This window comes from Pacificitalea manganoxidans (assembly GCF_002504165.1).
Taxonomy (GTDB): domain Bacteria; phylum Pseudomonadota; class Alphaproteobacteria; order Rhodobacterales; family Rhodobacteraceae; genus Pacificitalea; species Pacificitalea manganoxidans.
In genome coordinates, this window is the sequence record NZ_CP021405.1 from 112010 (window position 1) to 134349 (window position 22340).

The 22340-nt window shown below is 66.7% G+C and carries 17 protein-coding genes and 1 pseudogene; 11 read left to right on the plus strand and 7 right to left on the minus strand.

The genetic code is table 11. The features are described 5' to 3' along the window. Positions 1 to 15: 15 nt before the first annotated feature. Complete coding sequence (locus CBW24_RS15740; RefSeq protein ID WP_232530333.1) at positions 16 to 1377, plus strand: glycosyltransferase family 4 protein; 1362 nt, start codon at positions 16 to 18, stop codon at positions 1375 to 1377. A gap of 20 nt (positions 1378 to 1397) precedes the next feature. Here the strand turns inward: CBW24_RS15740 and CBW24_RS15745 are convergent, their stop codons facing one another. From CBW24_RS15745 to CBW24_RS15760, 4 genes and pseudogenes are all read right to left on the minus strand, one after another. Then, positions 1398 to 2135 (minus strand): PqiC family protein, encoded by a 738-nt coding sequence (locus tag CBW24_RS15745; protein ID WP_097374343.1) that lies wholly within the window; start codon positions 2133 to 2135, stop codon positions 1398 to 1400. Between the two features lie 228 nt (positions 2136 to 2363). Then, complete coding sequence (locus CBW24_RS15750) at positions 2364 to 4460, minus strand: PqiB family protein (RefSeq protein WP_097374344.1); 2097 nt, start codon at positions 4458 to 4460, stop codon at positions 2364 to 2366. Positions 4461 to 4645: 185 nt separating this feature from the next. Next, positions 4646 to 5266 (minus strand): annotated as a pseudogene (locus tag CBW24_RS15755) (paraquat-inducible protein A); the annotation flags it as partial. Next, on the minus strand, positions 5233 to 5901 hold the full coding sequence (locus CBW24_RS15760) for a paraquat-inducible protein A (RefSeq protein ID WP_088664227.1): 669 nt from the start codon (positions 5899 to 5901) through the stop codon (positions 5233 to 5235). The gene CBW24_RS15760 and the pseudogene CBW24_RS15755, both read right to left, overlap by 34 nt. 413 nt (positions 5902 to 6314) lie before the next feature. Between CBW24_RS15760 and CBW24_RS15765 the strand changes: the two genes are divergently transcribed. From CBW24_RS15765 to phnN, 4 genes are all read left to right on the plus strand, one after another. After that, positions 6315 to 7301 carry a TAXI family TRAP transporter solute-binding subunit gene (locus CBW24_RS15765; RefSeq protein WP_097374346.1) on the plus strand — a complete coding sequence of 329 codons (987 nt, stop codon included), beginning with the start codon at positions 6315 to 6317 and terminating at the stop codon, positions 7299 to 7301. Positions 7302 to 7630: 329 nt separating this feature from the next. After that, positions 7631 to 9598 carry a TRAP transporter permease gene (locus tag CBW24_RS15770; protein WP_097374347.1) on the plus strand — a complete coding sequence of 656 codons (1968 nt, stop codon included), beginning with the start codon at positions 7631 to 7633 and terminating at the stop codon, positions 9596 to 9598. Beyond that, positions 9588 to 10424, plus strand: a complete 837-nt coding sequence (gene nadC, locus CBW24_RS15775) for a carboxylating nicotinate-nucleotide diphosphorylase (protein ID WP_097374348.1) — start codon at positions 9588 to 9590, stop codon at positions 10422 to 10424. The genes CBW24_RS15770 and nadC overlap by 11 nt, the downstream gene beginning before the upstream one ends. Before the next feature lie 3 nt (positions 10425 to 10427). Continuing rightward, complete coding sequence (gene phnN / locus CBW24_RS15780; RefSeq protein ID WP_097374349.1) at positions 10428 to 12554, plus strand: phosphonate metabolism protein/1,5-bisphosphokinase (PRPP-forming) PhnN; 2127 nt, start codon at positions 10428 to 10430, stop codon at positions 12552 to 12554. A 42-nt stretch (positions 12555 to 12596) separates the two neighbouring features. On the opposite strand, the gene CBW24_RS15785 is transcribed toward phnN, so the two are convergent. Both CBW24_RS15785 and rocF read right to left on the minus strand, forming a co-directional pair. Then, complete coding sequence (locus CBW24_RS15785; protein WP_097374350.1) at positions 12597 to 13655, minus strand: ornithine cyclodeaminase; 1059 nt, start codon at positions 13653 to 13655, stop codon at positions 12597 to 12599. Then, positions 13655 to 14620 carry an arginase gene (gene rocF, locus CBW24_RS15790; protein WP_097374351.1) on the minus strand — a complete coding sequence of 322 codons (966 nt, stop codon included), beginning with the start codon at positions 14618 to 14620 and terminating at the stop codon, positions 13655 to 13657. The genes CBW24_RS15785 and rocF overlap by 1 nt, the downstream gene beginning before the upstream one ends. Positions 14621 to 14751: 131 nt before the next feature. On the opposite strand from rocF, the gene CBW24_RS15795 reads away from it, so the two are divergent. After that, complete coding sequence (locus CBW24_RS15795; RefSeq protein ID WP_232530334.1) at positions 14752 to 15192, plus strand: Lrp/AsnC family transcriptional regulator; 441 nt, start codon at positions 14752 to 14754, stop codon at positions 15190 to 15192. 42 nt (positions 15193 to 15234) lie between these two features. Here the strand turns inward: CBW24_RS15795 and ald are convergent, their stop codons facing one another. Then, complete coding sequence (gene ald / locus CBW24_RS15800) at positions 15235 to 16353, minus strand: alanine dehydrogenase (RefSeq protein WP_097374352.1); 1119 nt, start codon at positions 16351 to 16353, stop codon at positions 15235 to 15237. Between the two features lie 111 nt (positions 16354 to 16464). Between ald and CBW24_RS15805 the strand changes: the two genes are divergently transcribed. From CBW24_RS15805 to CBW24_RS15825, 5 genes are all read left to right on the plus strand, one after another. After that, complete coding sequence (locus CBW24_RS15805; protein ID WP_097374353.1) at positions 16465 to 17586, plus strand: phosphotransferase; 1122 nt, start codon at positions 16465 to 16467, stop codon at positions 17584 to 17586. After that, positions 17583 to 18851: an aspartate aminotransferase family protein gene (locus CBW24_RS15810; protein WP_097374354.1), complete on the plus strand. Its 1269-nt coding sequence runs from the start codon at positions 17583 to 17585 to the stop codon at positions 18849 to 18851. Before CBW24_RS15805 ends, CBW24_RS15810 begins: the two co-directional genes overlap by 4 nt. 306 nt (positions 18852 to 19157) lie before the next feature. After that, positions 19158 to 20135 (plus strand): ABC transporter substrate-binding protein, encoded by a 978-nt coding sequence (locus tag CBW24_RS15815; protein ID WP_198405281.1) that lies wholly within the window; start codon positions 19158 to 19160, stop codon positions 20133 to 20135. A gap of 101 nt (positions 20136 to 20236) precedes the next feature. Next, a complete protein-coding gene (locus CBW24_RS15820) occupies positions 20237 to 21271 on the plus strand; it encodes an ABC transporter permease (protein ID WP_088664216.1) in 1035 nt (344 codons plus the stop codon). A 9-nt stretch (positions 21272 to 21280) separates the two neighbouring features. Further along, positions 21281 to 22339, plus strand: coding sequence for a quaternary amine ABC transporter ATP-binding protein (locus tag CBW24_RS15825; RefSeq protein ID WP_088664215.1), 1059 nt, complete (start codon positions 21281 to 21283; stop codon positions 22337 to 22339). The last annotated feature ends 1 nt before the right edge of the window (position 22340 follow it).

Sequence of the window (22340 nt, forward strand, 5' to 3'; positions counted from 1 at the left end):
CAATGACCCTCGCGCTTGAACTTGCAGACACCGATGCAGGGGCTTGGAAACTTTGGCATTATTGGCTCCTTCGGGCCTGAATTTGAGGCTCCGCCGCGCCCGGTGCAAGCCGCGATCCGTCAAATTCGCGGCAACTTTAACCTGCTCTTTACTCCTGCCGTGGAAGAACAGTTGCGAACCCTGATTATTCGAGGCTTCGCCATGACGGAACTGACGATCCTAGGCAATGCACCGGCAGCCGACCAACCGTCGATGCTGGGCTATGGACGCGCGTTGCATGACGTCGCGGACCGCGCTGGACTGCCCGTAGAGTATATGGTGCCACCGTCGTGGATCGGCGCGCCGATGACGCGGATTCCGCGTGACCATCGGTTGCGACGGTTAGCGAACAATGTGGATCGATTCGCGGTCGCGCCCTTGGTCCTCGGGGCGCGGGGTGTCATCAGGCCGGTCGACACGCTTCATATCGTCGATCCCGGCAACCTGATTTATCTGCCGTATCTCACCGCGCGGCGCGTGATCGTGACCGTCCACGACATGATCCCGCATCTCGCCGCGCGGGGGGAGCTGCCGGGGCGCCCGGCGGGTGCTGCACGGAATTGGTATCTGGCGCGACTGCGCCACCTCCTGCCGCGGTGTGACCGGATCATCTGTGTCAGCGCGGCCACCCGGACGGATCTGTTGAGGCTCGTTCCGCTCGCGCCCGAACGGGTAGAGGTGATCCACAATGCGCAGGTGCAGCCGCTGGCGGTTGCGCAGGCGGGCGCGGGGGAACAGATGCGGATGCGTCTGGGTATTCCGGCAGACGCGCCATTGTTGCTGCATATCGGACGGAATTTTTACAAAAACCGCAGCGCTGTAAGGCAGGTCTTGGCCCGGCTGCGAAAGGATCGTCCCGAAACCCGCCTTGTGTTAGTGGGGGCAACGCCGGAGGACAGCGGCGCAGGGGTTTTTGTCGTCCCGCAGGCAACGGCAGAGGATCTGAGCGCCCTGTATGCCGCGGCTAACCTGTTGCTTTTCCCGTCGCTTTCGGAGGGCTTTGGACTGCCGGTGATCGAGGCTCAGGCCGCCGGGCTTCCTGTCATATGCTCGGACCGGGGGAGCTTACCCGAGGTTGCGGGGGAGGGGGCGCTGCTGTGCCCGCCCGACGACATCGAAGGGCTGGCAAAGGCGGCGAAGCGCGTGCTGGGGCAGCCGGCGTTACGGGCGCGCCTGGTAACTAACGGCTATCGCAACGTGACGCGATTTGACGGCGCGCGTTGGGCCGAGGCGTATGTTCAGATGTGGGATCGCGCGTCCCATGCGCCGCCGCTCCGGGATCACGCGAGAGTTAAGCCGATGAATGTTGGCGCCATTCCGACCGGCCCACGGGGATGATCTGCTAAAGCGTAAGTGCCTTAGCGAAGCCCTTCGCGTGCGATCAGCAAGGCAAGATCGGTGATTGCCTGGGCGCGGGCGGCGGCGATGGCGCTGTAGCCACCTCCGGCGACATAGGGCACCGCCAGGTCAAAGAGGCGGGAGCGTTCGGGCGAACCGAAAGCCTCCGGCGCGACATAGTATTGCCCGGCGAGGCGGAAGCGGCCATCGGCCTCGGCCAACATACGCTCGATGCGGATATCGACCGTTGCGTCAGGCACATCGCGAAAGGGCCACGGCTCGGCGGCGACGGTGGCGCCTGTCGCCTGGCTCAGTGTCCGGGTGACCGATAGGGTCACTTCGCGCGCGGGGTCATCGGCCCACAGGCTGTCGGGCGTGGAAGAAAGCGCGCCGTCTGGCTGAACCACGGTGATTTCTTCCAACGCCGCATAGGTGGGTAGGGACACCTCGCGAATGCCGACGCGGGAATAAGCGATGGGCTGACGCGCCTGCGTGGCTGCGGGCGGCGTGGCGTAGCGCAGGGGATCTTCGCCGCATGCGGCAAGGGCAAGCGTCGCAGTTGCAGCAAGCCCGCCGCGGCGCAGGGCGCGCCCGAAGCTTGGCGTGCGGGAAGCCGATGCCGTTACGGCTATCGGCGATGCCCCACGCCGGGGCGCGCGCTCAGGGCGCGGCAAGTTGGTGATAGCCGCGCGGGCGGAGCGGACCAACAGTGGCAAGGAGGTGAGGAAGTGGCTGAACGCATGTTGAAAATTCTGCATTTCATATCCTTGCTGTGTCGCGTCCCTGTGGGCCGGGCGGCGGTCGGTGCGGTGGGACAGTTGCGCGGCGTCCCGCGCTCCATGAGTGGTGCCAGCGATAAGCGACGGCTTAATGCTAAGCGGATGGCGCGCCGCGCTACGCTGATTGGCCAAACGCGCCCACGCAGCGATCAGCACGGCAGTTGGCGTCGGGTCCGTGGCGCCGGGACGCGGGGCAAACGGGTTCATTCAGCGCCCCAGAATGATGGAATTCGGGCGGCGCGCAAGGGTCCGCGCAAGGCTTTCGATGGCCTGCGCGGCCTTTTCGACCTCCCGCGCGGCGGCGCGGGCCGTGCGGTTCAGTTCGGAATCGCTGTCGAAGCCGCGCAGGGTGGTCTGGGCGTCACCCAGCAGGACATCCATGCGGCGGACCAAGGCGGGCAGATCACCGGCAGCAACCTCGACGGCGCGGGCGGCATCGCCCGCGGAGGCAAGCGCCGCATTAAGGTTTTCGACACTGCCGCCCTGACGGATCTCGGCCAGCATGGCCTCGCCCTCGGTCAGCGCGCCTTCGAGCGCGACAAGCAGATCCTCGGTCTCCTCGGAGCCAAGAACGCGGTCAGCGGTCTCGGCAAGGTCGGACAATTCGGTCACCAGGCGTTCGAGGGGCAGCTCTTCGACATTTGTGGCGATGGCGTTGACCCGGTCGATCAGCGCAGGCACGCCTTCGGTGCTGTCGGTGACGGATTGCGCGGCCTGGGCGGCGTTGTCGACGGCGGCGAGCAGGCGATCGACGGCCTCGGCTTCGTTCAGGTCCTGAACCACGGCGCGCAGATCGGCAGAGACACCCTCGATTTCGGTCATGACAGAGGCAAGCTGCGCAGGCAGGGCCTGCACCTCCTCCGATCCGACGATGCCGCGCACATCGCCCAGAAGATTGGATACATCGGCGGGCACCTGACGCAGTTTTTCATCCGAAACCAGTGCGGTGGCGGAATTGAGGAACCCAATGGCAGAGCCGATCAGCTCCTCGATCGGGAGTTCGTTGATCCGCTGGAACACGCCTTCGGCGGTGGCGGAGACATCGGAGATGTCGTTTTCGGTCGTGGGCAGCAGCGGATAGGGATCAAATTCCATATCGAGCGCGGCGGGTTCGGCCTCGGGCGTCAGGATGAGTTCCACCTTCAGGCCACCGGTGAGAATCGACGCGCTGGCAAGCCGGGCGCGAAGGCCCGCGGCGACCCGATCGGACAGGAAATCCTCGGCGCGTTCGTCGCTTTCAAGCCCCAGTCGCGCAGGCCGCAGGGAGAGGGTGGCCAGCAGACGCACGCGGTCGTCGCCAAACCGCTCGCGGTCGACGATGCCGTTGACGTTCTCGACCTCGCCGATCTGGACGCCGCGCAATTCCACCGCCGCGCCGGAGGCAAGGCCGCTGACATTATCGTCGAAGATCACGGCGAAATTGACGGTCTGGCCTTCGTCACGGTTAAAGATCGAGGTCCGCGCGCTGCCTTCGTCGGGGTAGAGGTCGAATTGGCTGCCCTCGGGCACCGCTTCGCCACCGGATACGACGGTGTCGAACGCGACCCCCCCGGAAATGAGCGAGGCGAGGGAGGAGAAATTCAGCTCCGCCCCACCCGGCCCAATGGAGAAGCTGAACCCCGTCGTGTCCCAGAACCGGGTATTGGTGGAGATCAGGCTGGAATACGGCGCGTAGACCACTGCTTCGGCGGCGGTCGCGACCCCCCCGGTGAGGATCTGCGGCTCACCAATCTGGCCGACCTCGATGCCCTTGAACAGGATCGGGGTGCCGCGGGAGAGCGAGCTTCCGGGTTGGGCGCGCAGCTGGATCGTCAGGCCGTCCTGACCGGCGCGCAGCAGCGGCGCGGTCGACAGGCCCTCATGCTCCACCGCGAGGCCACCGGGTTTGTCGTCCCACGCGCCTTCGATATATACGCCGGACAGCACGGTCGTCAGGCCGGTGACCCCACGGGCCGAAACCTCGGGCTGGACGACCCAGAACCGCGCTTCGCGGTCGACAAAATCGGCGATCTCGGGCCCGATCCGCACGGAGACCTTTACCTTATCCAACTCGGAGGAGAACCCAACCTCCTCCACGATGCCGACGGTCACCTCGCGGTAGCGCAGTTCGGTTTCGCCCTCCTTCACGCCGCTGGCGCTGTCGAAGACGATTTCGATGAGCGGGCCCTTGTTGGAGTAGTTCTGCCACGCGACGCCAAGCGCGATCGCAAGCGCGATCACGGGGATCAGCCAGACGATCGAGATCCGCGACCAGATCGAGCGGTGGCCCTCGGCGATCGGCAGGTCTGGCGGCGTGTCGGTCATGAGCGGGGCTCCGGCTGGGCGATGGCGTAGGGCGGGGCGGCGGTATCGGCGGCACTGTCGGTGTGCGTGTTCGTCACGGTGTCGGTATCAGTGTCGGCGCTCGTGTCGGGTGTGGCGGTCGATGCGGCGGGCGTCGTTTCGGTCTGGGTCGCGCCGGGCGGTTGCGCGGCGTCCTCGGGGGCGGGCGCGGTGCCGTCCCAGATCAGCCGTGGATCGAAACTTTGCGCGGATAACATTGTAAAGATCACCGAGAGGGCGAAGGTCAGGCTCGCGGGGCCGGGCTGAACCGACGCGACCGAGCCCAGATGCACCAGCGACGCAAGGATCGCAACGACGAAGACGTCCACCATCGACCAGCGCCCGATATATTCCACCACCTCGTAGAGCACCTGCCGCTGATGCGGGGGCAGGCGGTGTCCGCGCCGGACGGAAAAGGCGAGATAGGCGATGGCGATAAATTTCGACACCGGGATCAGGACCGAGGCGATCAGGATGACGGCGGCGATGCCATAGGCGCCATGATGGGCGAGTTCGACTGCGCCGCCGATGATCGTGTCTTCGGAGACCTGAAACAGGGTGCGTGTGCGCAGCATCGGGTAGAGATTGGCCGGGAAATAGCACAGCAGCCCCGCGACCCACCACGCCCAGACTTTCTGCAGGCTATGGGGATCGCGCGACACCAGCCGGGTATGGCACAGCCCACACCGATCCGTGCCCGCCGGCCACACACGGGCACAGCGGCGACAGGCGAGAAGCCCGGCGCGGCGCGCGGTCAGCGTCCGGTGCTCGTGTTCAGTGAATGCCATACAGACCAGCTACAGATGAATCTTTCCTGAATCAAAGCGATAACCACCAGCGCGGCGAACATCCAGAACGCGGGTCCGAACTCCACCCGCGCCAAATCCGCGACCTTTACGAGACTGACGGCGCAGCCGATGGCAAAGATTTCAGCCATGGACCACGGGCGCAGTTTTTCGGCCAGCCGATAGGCGCGGCGGGCCTGTCGCGCGGGCGGGCGGTCAAACACCAGCGGCCCGATCACATAGATGAGCAGCAGCATGCGCGCGGCGGGGATCACAAGGACAAAGGCCGCCATCGCGACGGCAAGGATCGCCAGACGCCCGCCGGTAAAGACGAGGATCGCGTCGATCAGCGACACGGAATTGCCCAAGCCCGCCGCCTCGATCCGCAGAAAGGGGAAAAACGCCGCCCCGATCGCCAGCACCAACACTGTCACCGCGAGCATGATGATCTGCATCCCGGCCTTGCGCCGGGGCGCGGCCAGCACATGACCGCAGCGGGCGCAGACGGCCCGTTGACCATTGGCGGGGGTGCCATTGCGGTAAAGCGCATCGCATTCGGTGCAGGCCATCAGATCCTCGGCCCGCGTTTCGGCAAGCGGGGGACCGGACCGGGTCAGGGGAGGGGCGGTTGCGGACATGCGGGCGAAGGGTCCATTGACAAGAAGGGCGGTGCAGGCCGGATTGGCGGGGCTCCGAAGGGCTCCGGGGCGGGCGGGCACAGGATGGAGCGAAATTCCGCCAAGTCTAGGGTTCGGGCGCGCCGGGTTCCAGTGGCGTTACGGCAGTTGCCCATCACAATGCGGTTTCGCGGTGACAGGGGCCGGGCCGGGGCCGATCTGACCGGCGCTGGCACGCCGCCGGGGCGATTCGCGGCCGGACGGGCGCAGGTGTGCCTTGGCGCGGGATCGGGCTCTGGCACCTTGCTGAAAAATCCGGCAGACCAGCATTTTCAGTGCTGACCCAAGGGAAAGAAGTTTTGCCAAACCGCTTTTTCGTTCGTAAACTAACAATAATAAACCACCAAAAAACGACCAACAGGGAAACCAGAACCATGACCAGACAGATCCGTGCATTGACCATAGCCGCGCTGGCCGCGGCGGCACCGTTGTTTACCCCCGTGGCCGCGCAGGCCGCGAACCTGACCCTGTGCGGCGCGTCGCCGGGCGGGTTGTGGAGCCTGCTGGGTGTCGGGCTCGACGCTGCCGTGCGCGAGGCCGATCCCGGCAGCACCGTGACCTATCAGACCTCCTCCGGCGGGTTCGCCAATATCGTTCAGCTGAAATCCGGCGCCTGCGATTTGGCCATCGTCCATGCGGGCGAGGTGATCATCGCGGAGCGGGGCGACGCCCCGTTCAAGGAGCCGACCGGCGGCATCGCTACGGTCGCGCTGATGTATGACAAGGCGCCGATGCACTGGCTGATGGGCAAGGAATTCGCGGATAAATACAGCATTTCCTCCATCGCCGATATCGCACCAGCGGAAGCGCCGATGTCGTTCGTGTCGAACCGCGCCGGTATTCTGCCCGCGATCCTTGCCGAGGAATCGTTGAAAGCTGTCGGGCTGGATTACGAGGCGCTCGAAGGGTTCGGCGGCAATGTCCAATACGAGGGGTCCTCCGGTGCAGCCGAAGTGATGCAGGACCGCAAGGCCGATATGTGGGCCAACGCGACTTTCGTGGGCACAGGCGCAGTCAACGCCATCGCCAATGCCCGCGATGTGACGCTGCTGTCGGTGCCTGACGAGGTCATCGCGGACATGGTGGAGCGGTATGGCTCCGAAGAGGTCACGATCGAGGCGGGCGCCTATGACTGGCTCGACCACGACGTGAAGACTTTTGGCGCGCGGGCGCTGCTGGTCGCCGCCGAGGATGCCGACCCGGAAACGATCAAGCTGGTGGCCGGTGCGATCCGCGATCACGCCGACAAGATCGCCGAAGTGCATGGGGCGATGGGCGCCTATACCGCAGACTTCGCGGCGTCGTTCGATGTGCTGCCCTATCACCCGGCTGCGGCCGAGGCGATGGGCATCACCCAGTAAAGCGCCAAGGTTCAGGCCCCGCCTGCGCCCGCATCCGACCGGCCCGACCGATCCGATGCGCGGCAGTGTGGGGTCTGAGCCCGCGATTATGAGCCTGCCCCCGCCGCCGTGCATCGGCGCGCATGTGATGCCCCCGGCGGGCATCCACCCCGGACCGATCTGCGGCGGGGGCCGGTTTCTGCACCTTCTCGGCGATGTCGTGACGCCGACACAGCATATCTTGGCAGCCTTGCCGATTGGATCCACCGATGGCCCCAGCACCCGACCCTAGTTCTCTTCCGCCGCGCGCCCCTGCGAGCCGCGCCGAGCGTCAGCACCGCGCCACGCCGATGCCGCTGCGATCGCGCGCCGCGCGGGCCTTTGCGGCGCTGTTTCTGACCTCGCCCCGGCGGCAGGTGCAGGGCTGGCTGGTGTGGCCCATGCGGCTCTATTGCGCGTCGCTGACGGTCTGGGTGCTATGGGCGGCGACGTTTGCCCGGCTCGATGCGCTGGCGCTGACGATCATCTTTCTGTGCCTGATCCTTGTGCCGTCCTTCCTGCTGGTAGGGGCGCGGTCGGGGGCCGATCCGCACCGCCCCTCATGGCTGGACTGGGTGTTGTCATCGCTGGCGGGGGCGAGCGCGGTCTATTTCATCGCCCATATCCCCGAAACGGCGACCCGGATTTCGCTGTTCGACGCGCTGAATTGGCATCAATTCCTGTTCGCCTCGATCATCATCGTGCTGACGCTGGAGATCACTCGCCGCACCGTGGGGCTGTTTCTGGCGGTGCTGGTGCTGAGCTTCATCGCCTATAACCTGTGGGGGCATCTGATCGACGGGCCGATGGGGCACGGGCTGATCACAGTGATGCATTTCGTCGATATCAACGTCTACACCTCCGACGGGCTGTTCGGCACGCCGGTGCGGGTGGCCGCGACCTATGCGTTCCTCTTCGTGCTGTTCGGCACGTTTCTGGAGCGCGCGGGCGGGGGGGATTTCTTCTTCGGGCTGGCGGCGGCGGTGTCGGGGCGCTCTCCGGGCGGGCCGGCAAAGGTGGCGGTCGTATCCTCGGCGCTGTTCGGGACCATGTCGGGATCGCCCACCTCGGACGTCGTGGCGACCGGGTCCATCACCATCCCGATGATGAAGAAGCTGGGTTACAAACCCGCGCTCGCAGGCGGGGTCGAGGTCGCGGCCTCCACCGGCGGGTCGCTGTTGCCGCCGGTCATGGGGTCGGCCGCGTTCATCATGGCCGAGGTGACGGGGCTGTCCTATCTGGAGATCATCGTCGCGGCGCTGTTGCCTGCGGTGCTGTATTATGTCGGCGTGTTTTTGCAGGTGCATCTGCGCTCCGTCGCGCTGGATCTGCCGCCGCTTGACCGGGACACGGTGCCCAGCGTGGGTGAGACGCTGCGCGCGGGCTGGCAATTCCTGATCCCGCTGGGCGGGCTGACCGCGATGCTGGTGATGGGCTATTCGCCGACGATGACGGCGGTGGTCGCCGCCGGGCTGGTCTGGTTCGTGGCGCTGTTTCGCCGCCGCACCCGGCTGGGGCTGAGCGGCACTATCGACGCGCTGGCCGAAAGCGCGATCCGCATGATCGGCGTCACCGGCGCCTGCGCGGCGGCGGGGCTGGTCGTGGGCGGCATCACCATGACCGGGCTTGCGTCGAAATTCAGCTACATGGCGTTCGCGCTGGCGGGCGATACGACGTTTTTCATCCTCGTGCTGTCGGCGGTGGTGACGATCATCCTCGGGCTCGGGATGCCGACGCCCTCGGCCTATGTGCTGGCCGCGGTGCTGGTGGGGCCGACGCTGGTCAACGAACTCGACCTGCCGGTGATGGGCGCGCATCTGTTCCTGCTCTATTTCGCGGTGATTTCCGCCATGACCCCGCCGGTGGCGGTGGCGTCCTATGCGGCGGCGGCGATATCGGGGGCCAATCCGCTGGTGATCTCGGTGATCGCCATGCGGCTGGCGGTGACCGCGTTCCTGATGCCGTTTGCCTTCATCGCCAATCCCGGCGTGCTGGCGCCGCTGGACAGTCTGGGCAATGCGGTGGGCGCGGCTTCGGTCATCATCGCCTGCATCGCCATCGCCGTTTCGCTGGAACTGGGCCGGGACCGGGCGCGCCCGTGGCGGCGGCTGATCGGGCCGGTCCTGTTTGCCACCGGCATCGCGCTGATCCTGCCATGGGCCGGGGCGAAGATCATCGGATTAATCGCGCTTGTCGCACTCGTCGGCGCATCGCGCCTCGGCCCGCGGGACGCTCCCGCGCCGGCCTCTTTGAAGGAAAAGGACTCCAATGCTTATTGACCTGCGCAAGATCGACACGCTGATCGACCTGTGGTTCGACGAGGACAACAACTATTTCGACCTGACCGCCAAGATCATGGTCGATGACGATGCGGTTGCGAAATTCGGGATGAACACCCGCGAGGAGGTCGTGATTTCCGGCATCACCATCGCGGAACGGATTTTCAAGCGGCTCGATCCGGCCTGCACCTTTACCGCCAGCGCCCGCGATGGCGAGCGGCTAGAGGCGGGCGTGACATTCGCCACCATCGAAGGCAACGCCCAGGCGCTGCTGACGGCGGAGCGCGTGGCGCTGAACCTGATGCAGCGCATGTGCGGCATCGCGGGCACCACCGCCGAGTATGTGCGCGAGATCGAGGGCACCGGCGCGTTTCTGGTCGATACCCGCAAAACCACGCCGGGCCTGCGGATGCTGGAGAAATACGCGGTCACCTGCGGCGGCGGGCGCAATCACCGGCTGGGGCTCGATAACGGGATCATGCTGAAGGACAACCACATCGCGGTTGCAGGCTCGATCAGCGCGGCGGTGGCGCGGGCCAAGGCACATGCGCCGATCCTGACCAAGATCGAGGTCGAATGCGACCGGGTGGAGCAGGTGTCCGAGGCGCTGGAGGCCGGGGCCGATGTCATCATGCTCGACAACATGACCAATGACGCAATGCGCGAGGCGGTGGCGCTGGTCGCCGGGCGGGTGCCGCTGGAATGTTCGGGCGGCGTGCGGCTCGACACCATCCGGGGCAAGGCCGAAACCGGGGTTGATTTCATCTCCGTCGGGCGCATCACGCAAAGCGCGCCTTGCGTCGATATCGGTCTGGACGACGTCTGAGCCATGACCGGGACCGTAGCGCAGACCAGCTCCGACCATTTGCCGAAGGGCTCGCTGATCCTTGTCGCCGGGCCGTCAGGGGTGGGCAAGGACACGCTGATTGACGGGGCGCGGGCAGCGCTGGACGGGCTGCGGGCCTATGCCTTTGCCCGCCGCGTCATCACCCGTGACCCGGAGGCGGGCGGCGAGGATTACCACCCCGTCACCGAGCCGGAATTCGAACAGATGCGCCAGCGCGGGGCGTTTTTGCACCATTGGGACGCGCATGGGCTGCGCTACGGTATTCCGGTCGTGGTGCGGCGCTGGCTGGAGGAAGGCACCCATGTCATCGTCAATGTCAGCCGCGCGGTGATCCCCCAGATCCGCGCGGTCTGGCCCGATACGCTGACCCTGCTGATCGATGCCTCGCCCGAGGTCGTCGCCGCCCGGCTGCGCGCGCGGGGCCGCGAAGCGCCGGACCAGATCGCGCGCAGGCTGGCCCGCGCCGCGACGGTGCCCGACGGGTCGGGGGCCGTGATCCGTATCCTCAATGACCGCAGCCCGGCAGAAGGCGTCCGCGCCTTTGTCGAGGCGGTGATGGGGGCGGCGGCGCCGCGGTTCTGCGCCCGACCCGCGCGGGTCGATCTGGGCGCGCGGGCGCTGTGCCTGCTGTCGGATATCCATCCCGCCACGGCGGGGCTGACCGCAGCCAGTGGCCGGGTCGAGATCCTTGCCCCTAACGGTGCGCGGGCGGTGGCGGAATTGGGCGTGCTGCGCGCGCCGCTGGGACAGTCCGAGCCTGCGGAGGTCGCGGCGCTGAGCCCGGCCCTGATGGAACGGCTGATGCTTGCCCCCGGTGATCCGCTGGTGCTGGCCGCCGCGCCGTCGCCCGAGAGCCGCGCGATTTTGCAGCGCAAAGTGGCGGGCGGCACCCTGTCGGATGCCGAGATCGACGCCGTGGTGGGCGATATGGTGGCGGGCCGCTATTCGGAGGCCGAACTGGCGGGGTTCCTTGTCGCCGCCTCGCGCGATCTGGCGGCACCCGAGGTGATCGCCCTGACCCGCGCCCGCGCCGCCCGCGCCGCCCGGCAAAGCTGGCCGGGAGAGATCGTCGTCGACAAACATTCGATGGGCGGCATTCCGGGCAACCGCATCACGCCGATCATCATTCCCATCGTCACCGCGCTGGGGCTGACGATGCCGAAAACCTCGTCGCGCGCGATCACATCGGCCGCCGGCACTGCCGACGCGATGGAGGTGATCGCCCGCGTCGATCTGACCCCCGATGAACTGCACGCCTGCGTCACGGAAACGGGCGGCTGCATCGCATGGAACGGACGGCTGACCCATTCGCCGGTCGATCAGGTGATGAACGCGATCAACCGCCCGCTGGGGCTGCGGTCCACCCGGCTCGATGTGTCGTCGATCCTGTCAAAGAAGCTCGCCGCCGGATCGACCCATGTGCTGATCGACATGCCGGTGGGTCCGGAGGCCAAGACCCGCGATGCCGCCGATGCGCAGGACCTGGCGGATCTGTTCACCACCGTCGCCGAGGGTGTCGGCCTGTCGCTGAAGGTGATGCAGACCGATGGCACCGGCCCCGTGGGGCGGGGCGTCGGCCCGGTGCTGGAGATGCGCGACGTTTTCGCGGTGCTGGAAGGCCGCCCTGACGCGCCGACCGATCTGCGGGACAAGGCGCTGCGTTACGCCGCCGAGATCCTGCATTGGGCTGCGGGCATGGGGGCGGCGGAGGCCGCTGACGCCGCCCGCGCCTGCCTCGACGAGGGGCGCGCGCTGGAGCAACTGCACCGCATCGCCGCGGCGCAGGGGCTGCTGGCCGAAACTCCGCCGCCGCCCGCGCCCTACACCGCCGAGATCACCGCCACGGGTGCGGGGCGGCTGATCGGGTTTGGTGTGCGGGCGGTATCGGGCTCGGCGCGGGCCGCAGGGGCACCGCGCGAACCGACTGCGGGGGTCGATCTGCTGGTGGGGCCGGGCGCGACGTTGGCACCGGGCACGCCGTTGCTGCGCATCCATGCCGCGACCCGGTTTGCGCTGGCCTCGGCAGAGGCGGTGGCGCGGGCCGCATTGGCCGATGGCAGTCTGATGCGCCGCGATGACAGCGCGCCTGCCCCCTCCTGCGCCGGGTGAGCGGGGCGGGGGGACTACCCCCGACCCCGCAGCCTGCGGCGCTTAGTCCACCGCGCGGCGCAGCATCCCGAACAGGTCGCGCGGATCGTCGGGATCGGCGAGCATGTCGAGCGGCTCGAAAAACGCCGTGTCGCGCACCAGGTCGGAGACATAGCGCAGGGCGCTGAAATCCTCGATCGCGAAGCCCACGGAATCGAACAGCGTGATCTGGCGCGGCTCGCGACGGCCCTCGGCCTCGCCGCGCATGACCTGCCACAGCTCGGTCACCGGGTGGTCGGGGTCCAGCTGCTGGATCTCGCCCTCGATCCGGGTCTGTTCGGGGTATTCCACGAAAATGTCGGACCGGCGCAGGATGTCGGCGTGCAATTCGGTCTTGCCCGGGCAATCGCCGCCGATGGCGTTGATATGCACGCCCGCGCCGACCATGTTGTCGGTCAGGATCGTGGCGTATTGTTTGTCCGCGGTGCAGGTGGTGATGATCTGCGCGCCCTGCACGGCCTCCTCCCCCGAGGCACAGCGGGTGACGGCAAAGCCTTCGGCCTCCAGATTGCGCGCGGCCTTGTCGGTGGCGGCGGGGTCTATGTCATAGAGCCGCAGATCGGTGATGCCGCAGATCGCGCGGAAGGCCATCGCCTGAAATTCGCACTGCGCGCCATTGCCGATCATCGCCATCACGGTCGCGTCGCGCGGCGCGAGGTAGCGTGCGACCAGCGCCGAGGTCGCCGCCGTGCGCAGCGCCGTCAGCACCGTCATTTCCGACAACAGCACCGGGTAGCCATTCGCGACCGAGGACAACACGCCAAAGGCGGTGACCGTCTGAAAGCCGCGCTTCATGTTGGCCGGGTGGCCGTTGACGTATTTGAAGCCGTAGTTCTCGCGGTCGGCGGTGGGCATCAGCTCGATCACGCCATCGGCGGAATGGCTGGCGATGCGCGGTGTCTTGTCGAACTCCGGCCAGCGCTTGAAATCCGCCTCGATGTAGTCGGCAAGCTCGGTCAGCAAGGTTTCGGCGCCCAGATGATTTACCAGACGCATCATGTTGTCGACGCTGACGAACGGCACATAGGCGAGGGCGGAGGGGAGGGGGCGTTGCGTGGTCATCACAGGCTCCGATGAACTGGGGTTTGGGGATGCGGCTGCGCATGCGGACGGGTGGGACGGTCCAGCACACGCCGCCCGAAAAGGCTGGCGGTAAGATCGGTGAGCAGGGTCGCGGTGCGCCCGCGCTCATCCAGAAACGGGTTTAACTCCACCAGATCGAGCGAGGTGACGAGCCCGCTGTCATGCAGCACTTCCATGATCAGATGCGCCTCGCGGAAGGTCGCGCCACCGGGCACCGTGGTGCCCACGGCGGGGGCAATGGCGGGGTCGAGGAAATCGACATCGAAGCTGAGATGCAGCAAGCCATCCGCCGCGCGCACCCGGTCGAGAAAGGCGCTGAGCGGGGCCAGCACGCCGCGCTCGTCGATGGCGCGCATGTCATGCACCTCCACCCCGGCCTGTCCCAGCCGCGCGCGTTCCGCCGGATCGACGGAGCGGATGCCCATCATGCAGATCCGGTCGGCGGGCAGCGCATGGGCCAGCGGGGGAAACGCGTCAAACCCCGGCTGCCCGGTGACATAGGCCACGGGCGTGCCGTGCAGATTGCCGCTTTCGGTCGTGTCGGGCGTGTGGAAATCGGGATGCGCATCGAGCCACAGCACAAACAGCGGACGCCCGATGCGGGCGGCATGGGCGCTGATGCCGCTGATCGTGCCTGCCGACATCGAATGATCGCCGCCAAGGAAGATCGGCAAATCCGTTTCGGCGGCCACGGACTCGGCCCGCGCGGCGAGCAGTTCGGTCCACGCGCGGGTTTCGGCCAGATGGTGCAGGGCGGGGTTGTCATGGGGCAGGGCGGTTTGGGCCGGGATCGCCAGATCGCCGCGATCCTCCACCCGCCAGCCCAATTGCGTCAGGGCCTGTGGCAAGCCCGCCGTGCGCAGGGCGGCAGGGCCCATCACGCAGCCGGGCTGATCGGTGCCGGTCTGCACCGGCGCGCCGAGTATCGTGCAAGTTCGGGTCATGGAAACTGTCCGTTGCGGGAGGTCTGCACCCAGAATGCCCGTGCGCCGTGATCAAGATCACTGTGGATTTTGTCGGTATGGCGGCTAATATTGCGCAATATGATCGATCAGGCCGACAAAATGGACAAAGCATGAGCGATAGCGTCGCCCCCGCCCCCGATCTGGACCAGCGGCTGATCGCCGCGCTGCGGCAGAATGCGCGCGCCAGCATCACCGAATTGGCGCATCAGGTCGGCGCATCGCGGGGCACGGTGCGGACGCGGCTGGACGTGCTGGTGGCGCAGGGACGCATTCGCCGCTTCACCATCGAAACCGACGTGGATGTCGAGGGCGAGGTGCGCGCGGTCATGATGATTGAATTGCAGGGCCGGATGTCGCGCACCGTGATCCGCACGTTACAGAAGATCCCCGAAGTGGCGACGATCCATTCCACCAATGGCGCATGGGATCTGGTGGTGGAGATCCGGTCCGACAGTCTGGTGAGCTTTGACCGGGTGCTGCATGCGGTGCGCGAGGTGCCCGGCGTGCTCAACAGCGAAACCAGCCTGCTGTTGAGCCGGGTGACGGCCTGACCCCGCCGCTGCGGGATCAGGCGAGAGGATCAGAGGCGGGGATCAGATCAGGTCAAGCGCCTGTTCCGGGGTCAGGCTGTCGCGGTTCTGCGCCTCGCCCACCGGCGGGCAGGCCAGTTTTCCGGCGGCCACATTGAGCCCCGCCAACAGATGCGGATCAGCGGCCAGCGCGTCCTTTACCCCGCGATCCGCGAGCCGCAGCAGATGCGGCAGGGTCGCGTTGTTCAGCGCATAGGTCGAGGTGCGCGCCACGCCGCCGGGCATGTTGGCGACGCAGTAATGCACGATGCCCTCCTCGATATAGGTCGGATCGGTATGGGTCGTAGCGCGGGAGGTCTCGAAACAGCCGCCCTGATCGATGGCCACATCGACGATCACCGCGCCGGGCTGCATATCGCCCAGCATTTCACGCTTGACGAGCTTTGGCGCGGCGGCACCGGGGATCAGCACCGCGCCGATGACCAGATCGGCGGCGCAGACCTCCTGCCGCAGATTGGTGGCGGTGGAATAGAGCGTTTTGACCCGTCCGCCGAACTGCGCGTCGAGATCCTCCAGCACATCATGCGACCGGTCGAGCACGGTAACATCCGCGCCCAGCCCCACGGCCATCGCCGCCGCGTTGCGCCCGACGACACCGCCACCGATCACCACGACGCGGCCCGGCAACACGCCCGGCACCCCGCCCAAGAGCACGCCGCGCCCGCCCTGCGCCTTTTCCAGCGCATGCGCGCCCGCTTGCACCGACATCCGCCCCGCGACCTGACTCATCGGACGCAGCAGCGGCAGCCCGCCACCAGGCGCGGTCACGGTTTCATAGGCGATGCAGGTCGCGCCGGAGGCCAGCAGATCCTCGGTCTGGTCGAGATCGGGGGCGAGGTGCAGATAGGTGTAGAGCGTCTGACCCGCGCGCAGGCGCTTGCGCTCCACCGCTTGGGGTTCTTTGACCTTCACCACGATCTCGGCCTCGGCAAAGACCGTTTCGACATCCGCGATCCGGGCGCCGACGGCCTCATAGGCGGCATCCTCGGCGCCGATGCCGGCACCGGCGTCATGTTCGACGATCACCTCGTGCCCGCGCCCGACCAGCTCGGCCGCACTTTCGGGGGTAAGTCCAACGCGGTATTCGTGGGTCTTGATCTCTTTGGGGCATCCGATGCGCATGGGGTCCTCCTAGCTATAGGGCCAAGCAGACCACGAAACGCGTGAAATGCGGTGCGAAATTTGCCTGCCATCCGCGCGATCTGTCGCAGGGTCTGCGGATCGTTAGGCAAAATGCGCATGATTCTGCGCGAACGGCACGTTACGCCGCGCGATCTGCCCGCGCCGCGCGCCCCCTTGCCGCCGCCCGGATTTCGCGGGACACAAGAGGCCATGTGCCCCGCGTCCGATCCCGCCCCACCGCAATTGACCGTCCTTGAGGCGCAGGAATTACTGCTGCGGTATTGGGGTCTGCGCCTGCCTGCGCGGGAATTGGGGGCGGAGCGGGACCAGAATTTCCTGTTCGAAGACCGTGAAACGGCCTTTATCCTGAAAATCACCAACCCCGCCGAACGGCGCGCCACCAGTGCCGCGCAGACGCAGGCGCTTCTGCATCTGGAAACGCACGCGCCTGATCTGCCGGTGCCCCGGCTGGTGCGGGATCGTGCCCAATCCGCCGCGCCGCTGGCGCACCTGCCCGATGGGCGACAGGCGGTGGTGCGGCTGATTAGCGTGTTGCCCGGTATGCCGGTGGACCCGGCGCGGCTGCACCCGGCGACGGGGGCGGATCTGGGCCGGATGGCCGCGCGGCTGGCGCAGGGATTGGCGTCCCTACCCGTGCCGCCCGCGCCGCCCGACCTTTTGTGGTCCTTCGCCCGGTTGCCCGATCTGCGCCCGCTCAGCACGGTGTTGGAGCCGGACTTGCAGGCCCGCATCGCGCCGATCCTCGACGATCTTTGCGGCCCGGTTCTAAGCCGCTATCACGCGCTGCCCGTGCAACTGGTGCATAACGATCTGAACCCCAGCAATGTGTTTGTGACCGGGACGGGGGCGGAGGCGCGGATCACCGGCATCATCGATTTCGGCGATATGCTGGGCGCGCCGCGCTTGGGCGATCTGGCGGTGTTGCTGACCTATCTGGTCGGGGAGGGCGCGCAGGCGCTGGATCTGCCCTGTGCCGTGGCGCGCGCCTATCACGCGCAGGCCCCGCTTAGTGCCGCCGAATGGGATCTGCTGCCCCGTCTGATGCTGGCCCGTGCGGTAATGTCGATCCTGATCGCCACCGCCCGCGCGCGGGACTATCCCGAAAATGCCGACTATCTGCTGCGCAACCGCGCGCCGGTGCTGCGGGTGCTGGACCTGCTGGCCGATCCTGACGCCGCTGCCACCGCCCAGATCAAAGGAGCCGTTGAATGACCGCAGACCATGACCTTGCCGCCCGGCGCGATGCGGCGCTGGGGCGCTCCTACCGGCTGTTCTACGACCGTCCCGTGCATCCGGTCCGGGCGGAGGGCGTGTGGCTGCATGATGCGGACGGCACCGCCTATCTCGACTGTTACAACAACGTGCCCTGTATCGGGCATTGCCATCCGCGGGTGACGCAGGCGCTGGCCACGCAGGCCGCGCGGCTCAACACCCATACCCGCTATCTGGATGAAACCATTGTCGCCTATGCCGAGGATCTGCTGGCGCTGCTGCCACCGGGTTTGGACCGGCTGAACCTGACCTGCACCGGGTCCGAGGCCAACGATCTGGCGCTGCGCGTCGCCATGCAGGTCACGGGCGGGCGCGGCGTGGTGGTCACCGACTGGGCCTATCACGGCGGCACGGTGGCGGTGGCGGGGATCTCGCCCTCGCTGGTGCCGCAGGTGCCGGGCCATGTGCGCGCCGTTGCGCCGCCGAACCCGCGCGCGCAGGATATGGAGGCCGAGGCCGCGCGATTTGCCCAAGACGTCGCCGCGGCCTTTGCCGATCTGTCGGCCGCGGGCCATGCGCCTTGCGCGCTGGTGTTGGACACGATCCTGTCGAGCGATGGCATCATCGCCGATCCGCCGGGCCTGTTGCGCGGGGCGGAGGCCGCCGCCCGCTCCGCTGGCGCGCTGGTCATCGCCGATGAGGTGCAGGCGGGGTTCGGGCGGATCGGTGCGTCCTTCTGGGGGTTCGCGCGCCACGGGATGCAGCCCGACATGGTTACGCTGGGCAAGCCGATGGGCGCGGGCCACCCCATTGCCGGGCTGGTGCTGCGCGCGGATCTGGCCGAGCAGTTCGGGCGCGAGACACGGTATTTTAACACGTTCGGCGGTAATCCGGTGTCCTGCGCCGTGGCCCAGACGGTGCTGGATGTCCTGCGAGAGGAGGAGCTGCCACAAAACGCGGACCGTGTCGGCGCGTCGCTGCAAGCGGGGCTGCGCGATCTGGCCACGCGCCATACGGAGATTGCGGATGTGCGGGGCGCGGGGCTGTTCATCGGCGTCGACATCGCCGTCCGCGACGATCCGGATCGCCCTGACCCTGCCCGCGCCGCCGCGCTGGTCGAGGGGCTGAAGACGCGCGGTGTGCTGCTGTCGACCTCCGCGCGCGCGGGCAATGTGCTGAAGATCCGCCCGCCGCTGGTATTCTCGGACGCCCATGCGGCACGCCTGCTGGACGCGCTGGCGGCGGAACTGTCTGCGCTGGCCTAGGTGGTGCGGGATTGAGGGACGGAACCAACCCCCTGCCGGGGTGGCGGGGCCATCCGTGCAGGGCGCAGACGGTGCGGGCCGCCGGGCGCGAAATAAAGAGCCAGCGCATGCTGCGCCGAGGCATCGCTGCAAGTCTGCGGCTATAGTTTGCGTCCCGAAAGTTGCGTGAAACGGGCTGTGTCAGAAATTAATTGACCTATAGTCAGGGGCTCATCGGCTCGACATATCCCCGCCGTGCCGTATCTTGGGGGAGAACGGCGGGAACGCGCCGACATGCAAAGATTTTACCGACCTGGAGGAACTCACATGCTTTCGACCCGCAAACTTGCCGCCGCGACCGCGCTTGCCACCGGCCTCATCGCTGGCACGGCCAGCGCGCAATCCGACTGTGGCGAAGTGTCCATCACCGAAATGAACTGGGCGTCGTCGGTTGTGGTGACCGCCGTTTCGGAATTCCTGATGGAACAGGGCTATGGCTGCGACGTGACGAAGATCCCGTCCTCGACCAACCCCGCGATCACCTCGGTTGCTGAAACCGGCGAGCCCGACATTCTGACCGAACTGTGGGTCAATGCCGCGCCCGTTTATGACCGCCTCGCCGCCGAGGGTAAGGTCGAGCCGCTGACCCAAGTGCTGTCCGATGGCGGTGTCGAGGGCTGGTGGCTGCCCAACTACTTGCTGGAAGAGCATCCCGAACTGGCGACCCTGCAGGGTGTGCTGGACAATCCCGAACTGGTCGGCGCTCGGTTCCACCAGTGCCCCGATGGCTGGGCGTGCAAGACGGTGAATGGCAACCTGATCCGCGCCGCCGGTCTGGAAGACAACGGCATCGAAGTGTTCCAGCACGGTTCGGGCGAGACGATGGCGACCGCGATCGCGTCTGCCTATCAGGATAAAGAGCCGTGGTTCGGCTATTACTGGGCGCCGACCTCGGTTCTGGGTCAGTATCCGATGACCCGCGTCGATATCGGTGAATTCGACGAAGAAGCGCATGCCTGTAACGCCGAAGAATCCTGCGCCAACCCGCGCATGTCGGCCTATCCCAAGGGCGAGGTGCTGACCGTGGTCACCGCCAGCTTCGCCGAGGAAAACCCCGAAGTGACGGAGCTGATGCGCAACGTGCAGTTCACCAACCCGCAGATGAACGACGTGCTGGCTTGGCAGGAAGAAAACAACGCCTCCCCCGATGAGGCCGCTGTCTACTTCCTGACGACCTACAAGGACGTCTGGGGCAACTGGCTGAACGACGCCGCGCGCGAGAAGCTGGCCGCAATCCTGCAGTAACCGCCACTGGCGGAGCGGGCCCCCGCGCGTGGCGCTTGGGGGCCCTTGCACGATGACGATAACGGGCGCGTGGCGTCCGGGCGCGGGAAGGAACCTTGCGAATGGCATATTACGACGGTGTGTTCGATGCGCTCGGACTGCGGGATTGGTGCGACGATGGCGCCTCTGGCGGTCCGATGACGATGGAGCAGCTGCTGGCCCAGACCCGGGGCGACAGCGCTGATACGCCCACGGGGCCCGCGCCCTTTCCCTCGCTCGACGCGCTCCATGACAGCTGTTCCAAGGTGCCGCAATCGCGGGAAATGACCGCCGGGCTGGAGCAAGCGTTCCTCGACGCGCGTTCGGGCCTGCGCAGCGTGCTGGACCCGCTGACGCAGCCGCTGTCCTGGGTGCTCGACGGGGCGCTCGATCTGTTCATGTGGGTGCCGTGGTGGGCGCTGATCCCGCTGCTGGTGCTGCTGTGCTGGGTCGTGTCCCGGTCCGTCGGGGTGACCGTGTTCGTTGCTGCGTCGTTCCTGTTTCTGGGGTTCATCGACCATCTGGACGTCGCGATGCAGACGCTGGCGATCATCTTTGTCTGTACGGGCATATGCGTGTTGCTGGGCGTGCCTGCGGGCATCGCCATGTCAAAAAGCGACCGATTGCAACGCAGCGCGATCCCGGTGCTGGACCTGCTGCAAACGCTGCCGACCTTCGTCTACCTGATCCCGCTGATCTTTCTGTTCAGCGTCACGGAATCGAAGCTCTACGGCATCGCGATCATCCTCTACGCGATCGTCCCGGTGATCCGCCTGACGGATCTGGGCATCCGGCTGGTGGACCGTGATGTGCTGGAGGCGGCGCAGGCCTTTGGCATGACCGGGCGGCAGAAGCTGTTCAAGGTGGAGATCCCGCTGGCCTTGCCGAACATCATGGCAGGCGTGAACCAGACCATCATGATGAGCCTTGCAATGGTGGTGATCGCCTCGCTGGTGTCCGCGCCGGGTCTGGGCGTGTTGGTGCTGCGCGGCATCCGCAATCTGGAACTGGGCGTCGGGCTGGTGGCCGGTCTGGGCATCGTGCTGCTGGCGATCATGCTGGACCGCGCGAGCAAGGCCGCGCTGGCCCGCGTGGACATGTCACGGCAGAGCCGCTGAGGGACGATCATGACTGACACCACCACTCCCCAGATCCGTATTCGCGGGCTTTACAAGATCTTTGGCGACACGCCCGAGCGGATGCTCGACAAGGTGCGCGCCGGGATGAGCAAGCCGGACCTGCTGGCGCAGGAAAACCATGTGCTGGGTCTCGAAGACATCAATGTCGATATGGAGGCCGGGCGCACCACTGTCGTCATGGGCCTGTCGGGATCTGGCAAATCGACCCTGATCCGCCACCTGAACCGTCTGATCGACCCGACCGCGGGCGAGATCCTGATCGATGGTGAGGACATCATGAAACTGGGCCCCACGGCGCTGCGCGATCTGCGCCGCACGCGGATGTCGATGGTGTTTCAGAAATTTGCGCTGCTGCCCCATCGCACGGTGCTGGAAAACGCCGCGATGCCGCTGGAAGTGCGCGGCGTCGCCGAGGCCGAGCGCGCCGAGGAGGGTCGCAAGTGGCTCGACCGTGTGGGGCTTGCCGGATACGAGGACAGCCATCCGCACCAGTTGTCCGGTGGTATGCAGCAGCGCGTCGGCATTGCCCGGGCGCTGACATCGAACTCCGATATCATGCTGATGGATGAGGCGTTCTCCGCGCTCGATCCGTTGATCCGGACCGATATGCAGAACCTGCTGCTGGAGTTGCAGGAGGAACTGCACAAAACCATCGTGTTCATCACCCACGATCTGGACGAGGCGCTGAAGCTGGCCGATCACCTTGTGATCCTGAACGAAGGCCGGGTGGTGCAGCAGGGCGAGCCGCAGCACATCCTGCTGAACCCCGAAGACGCCTATATCGAAGAATTCGTCAGCGATATCAATCGCGCGCGGGTGCTGCGGGTGCGGTCTGTCATGCAGAAGACCCCGCCCGAGGCTGACCTGCACGGCGATGTCGATGCCGACGACAATCTGGAATCGGTGATCGCGCGCGCAGGTGGCGACGTGACCCGGCACTTCCGCGTTCTGCGGCGGGGGCAGGTCGTGGGTCAATTGGCGATGCCGGATGTGATCCGCGCGCTGGTGCCGCGTCTGCCGGGCGAGGGGCGCGACGACGCCGCTTAAC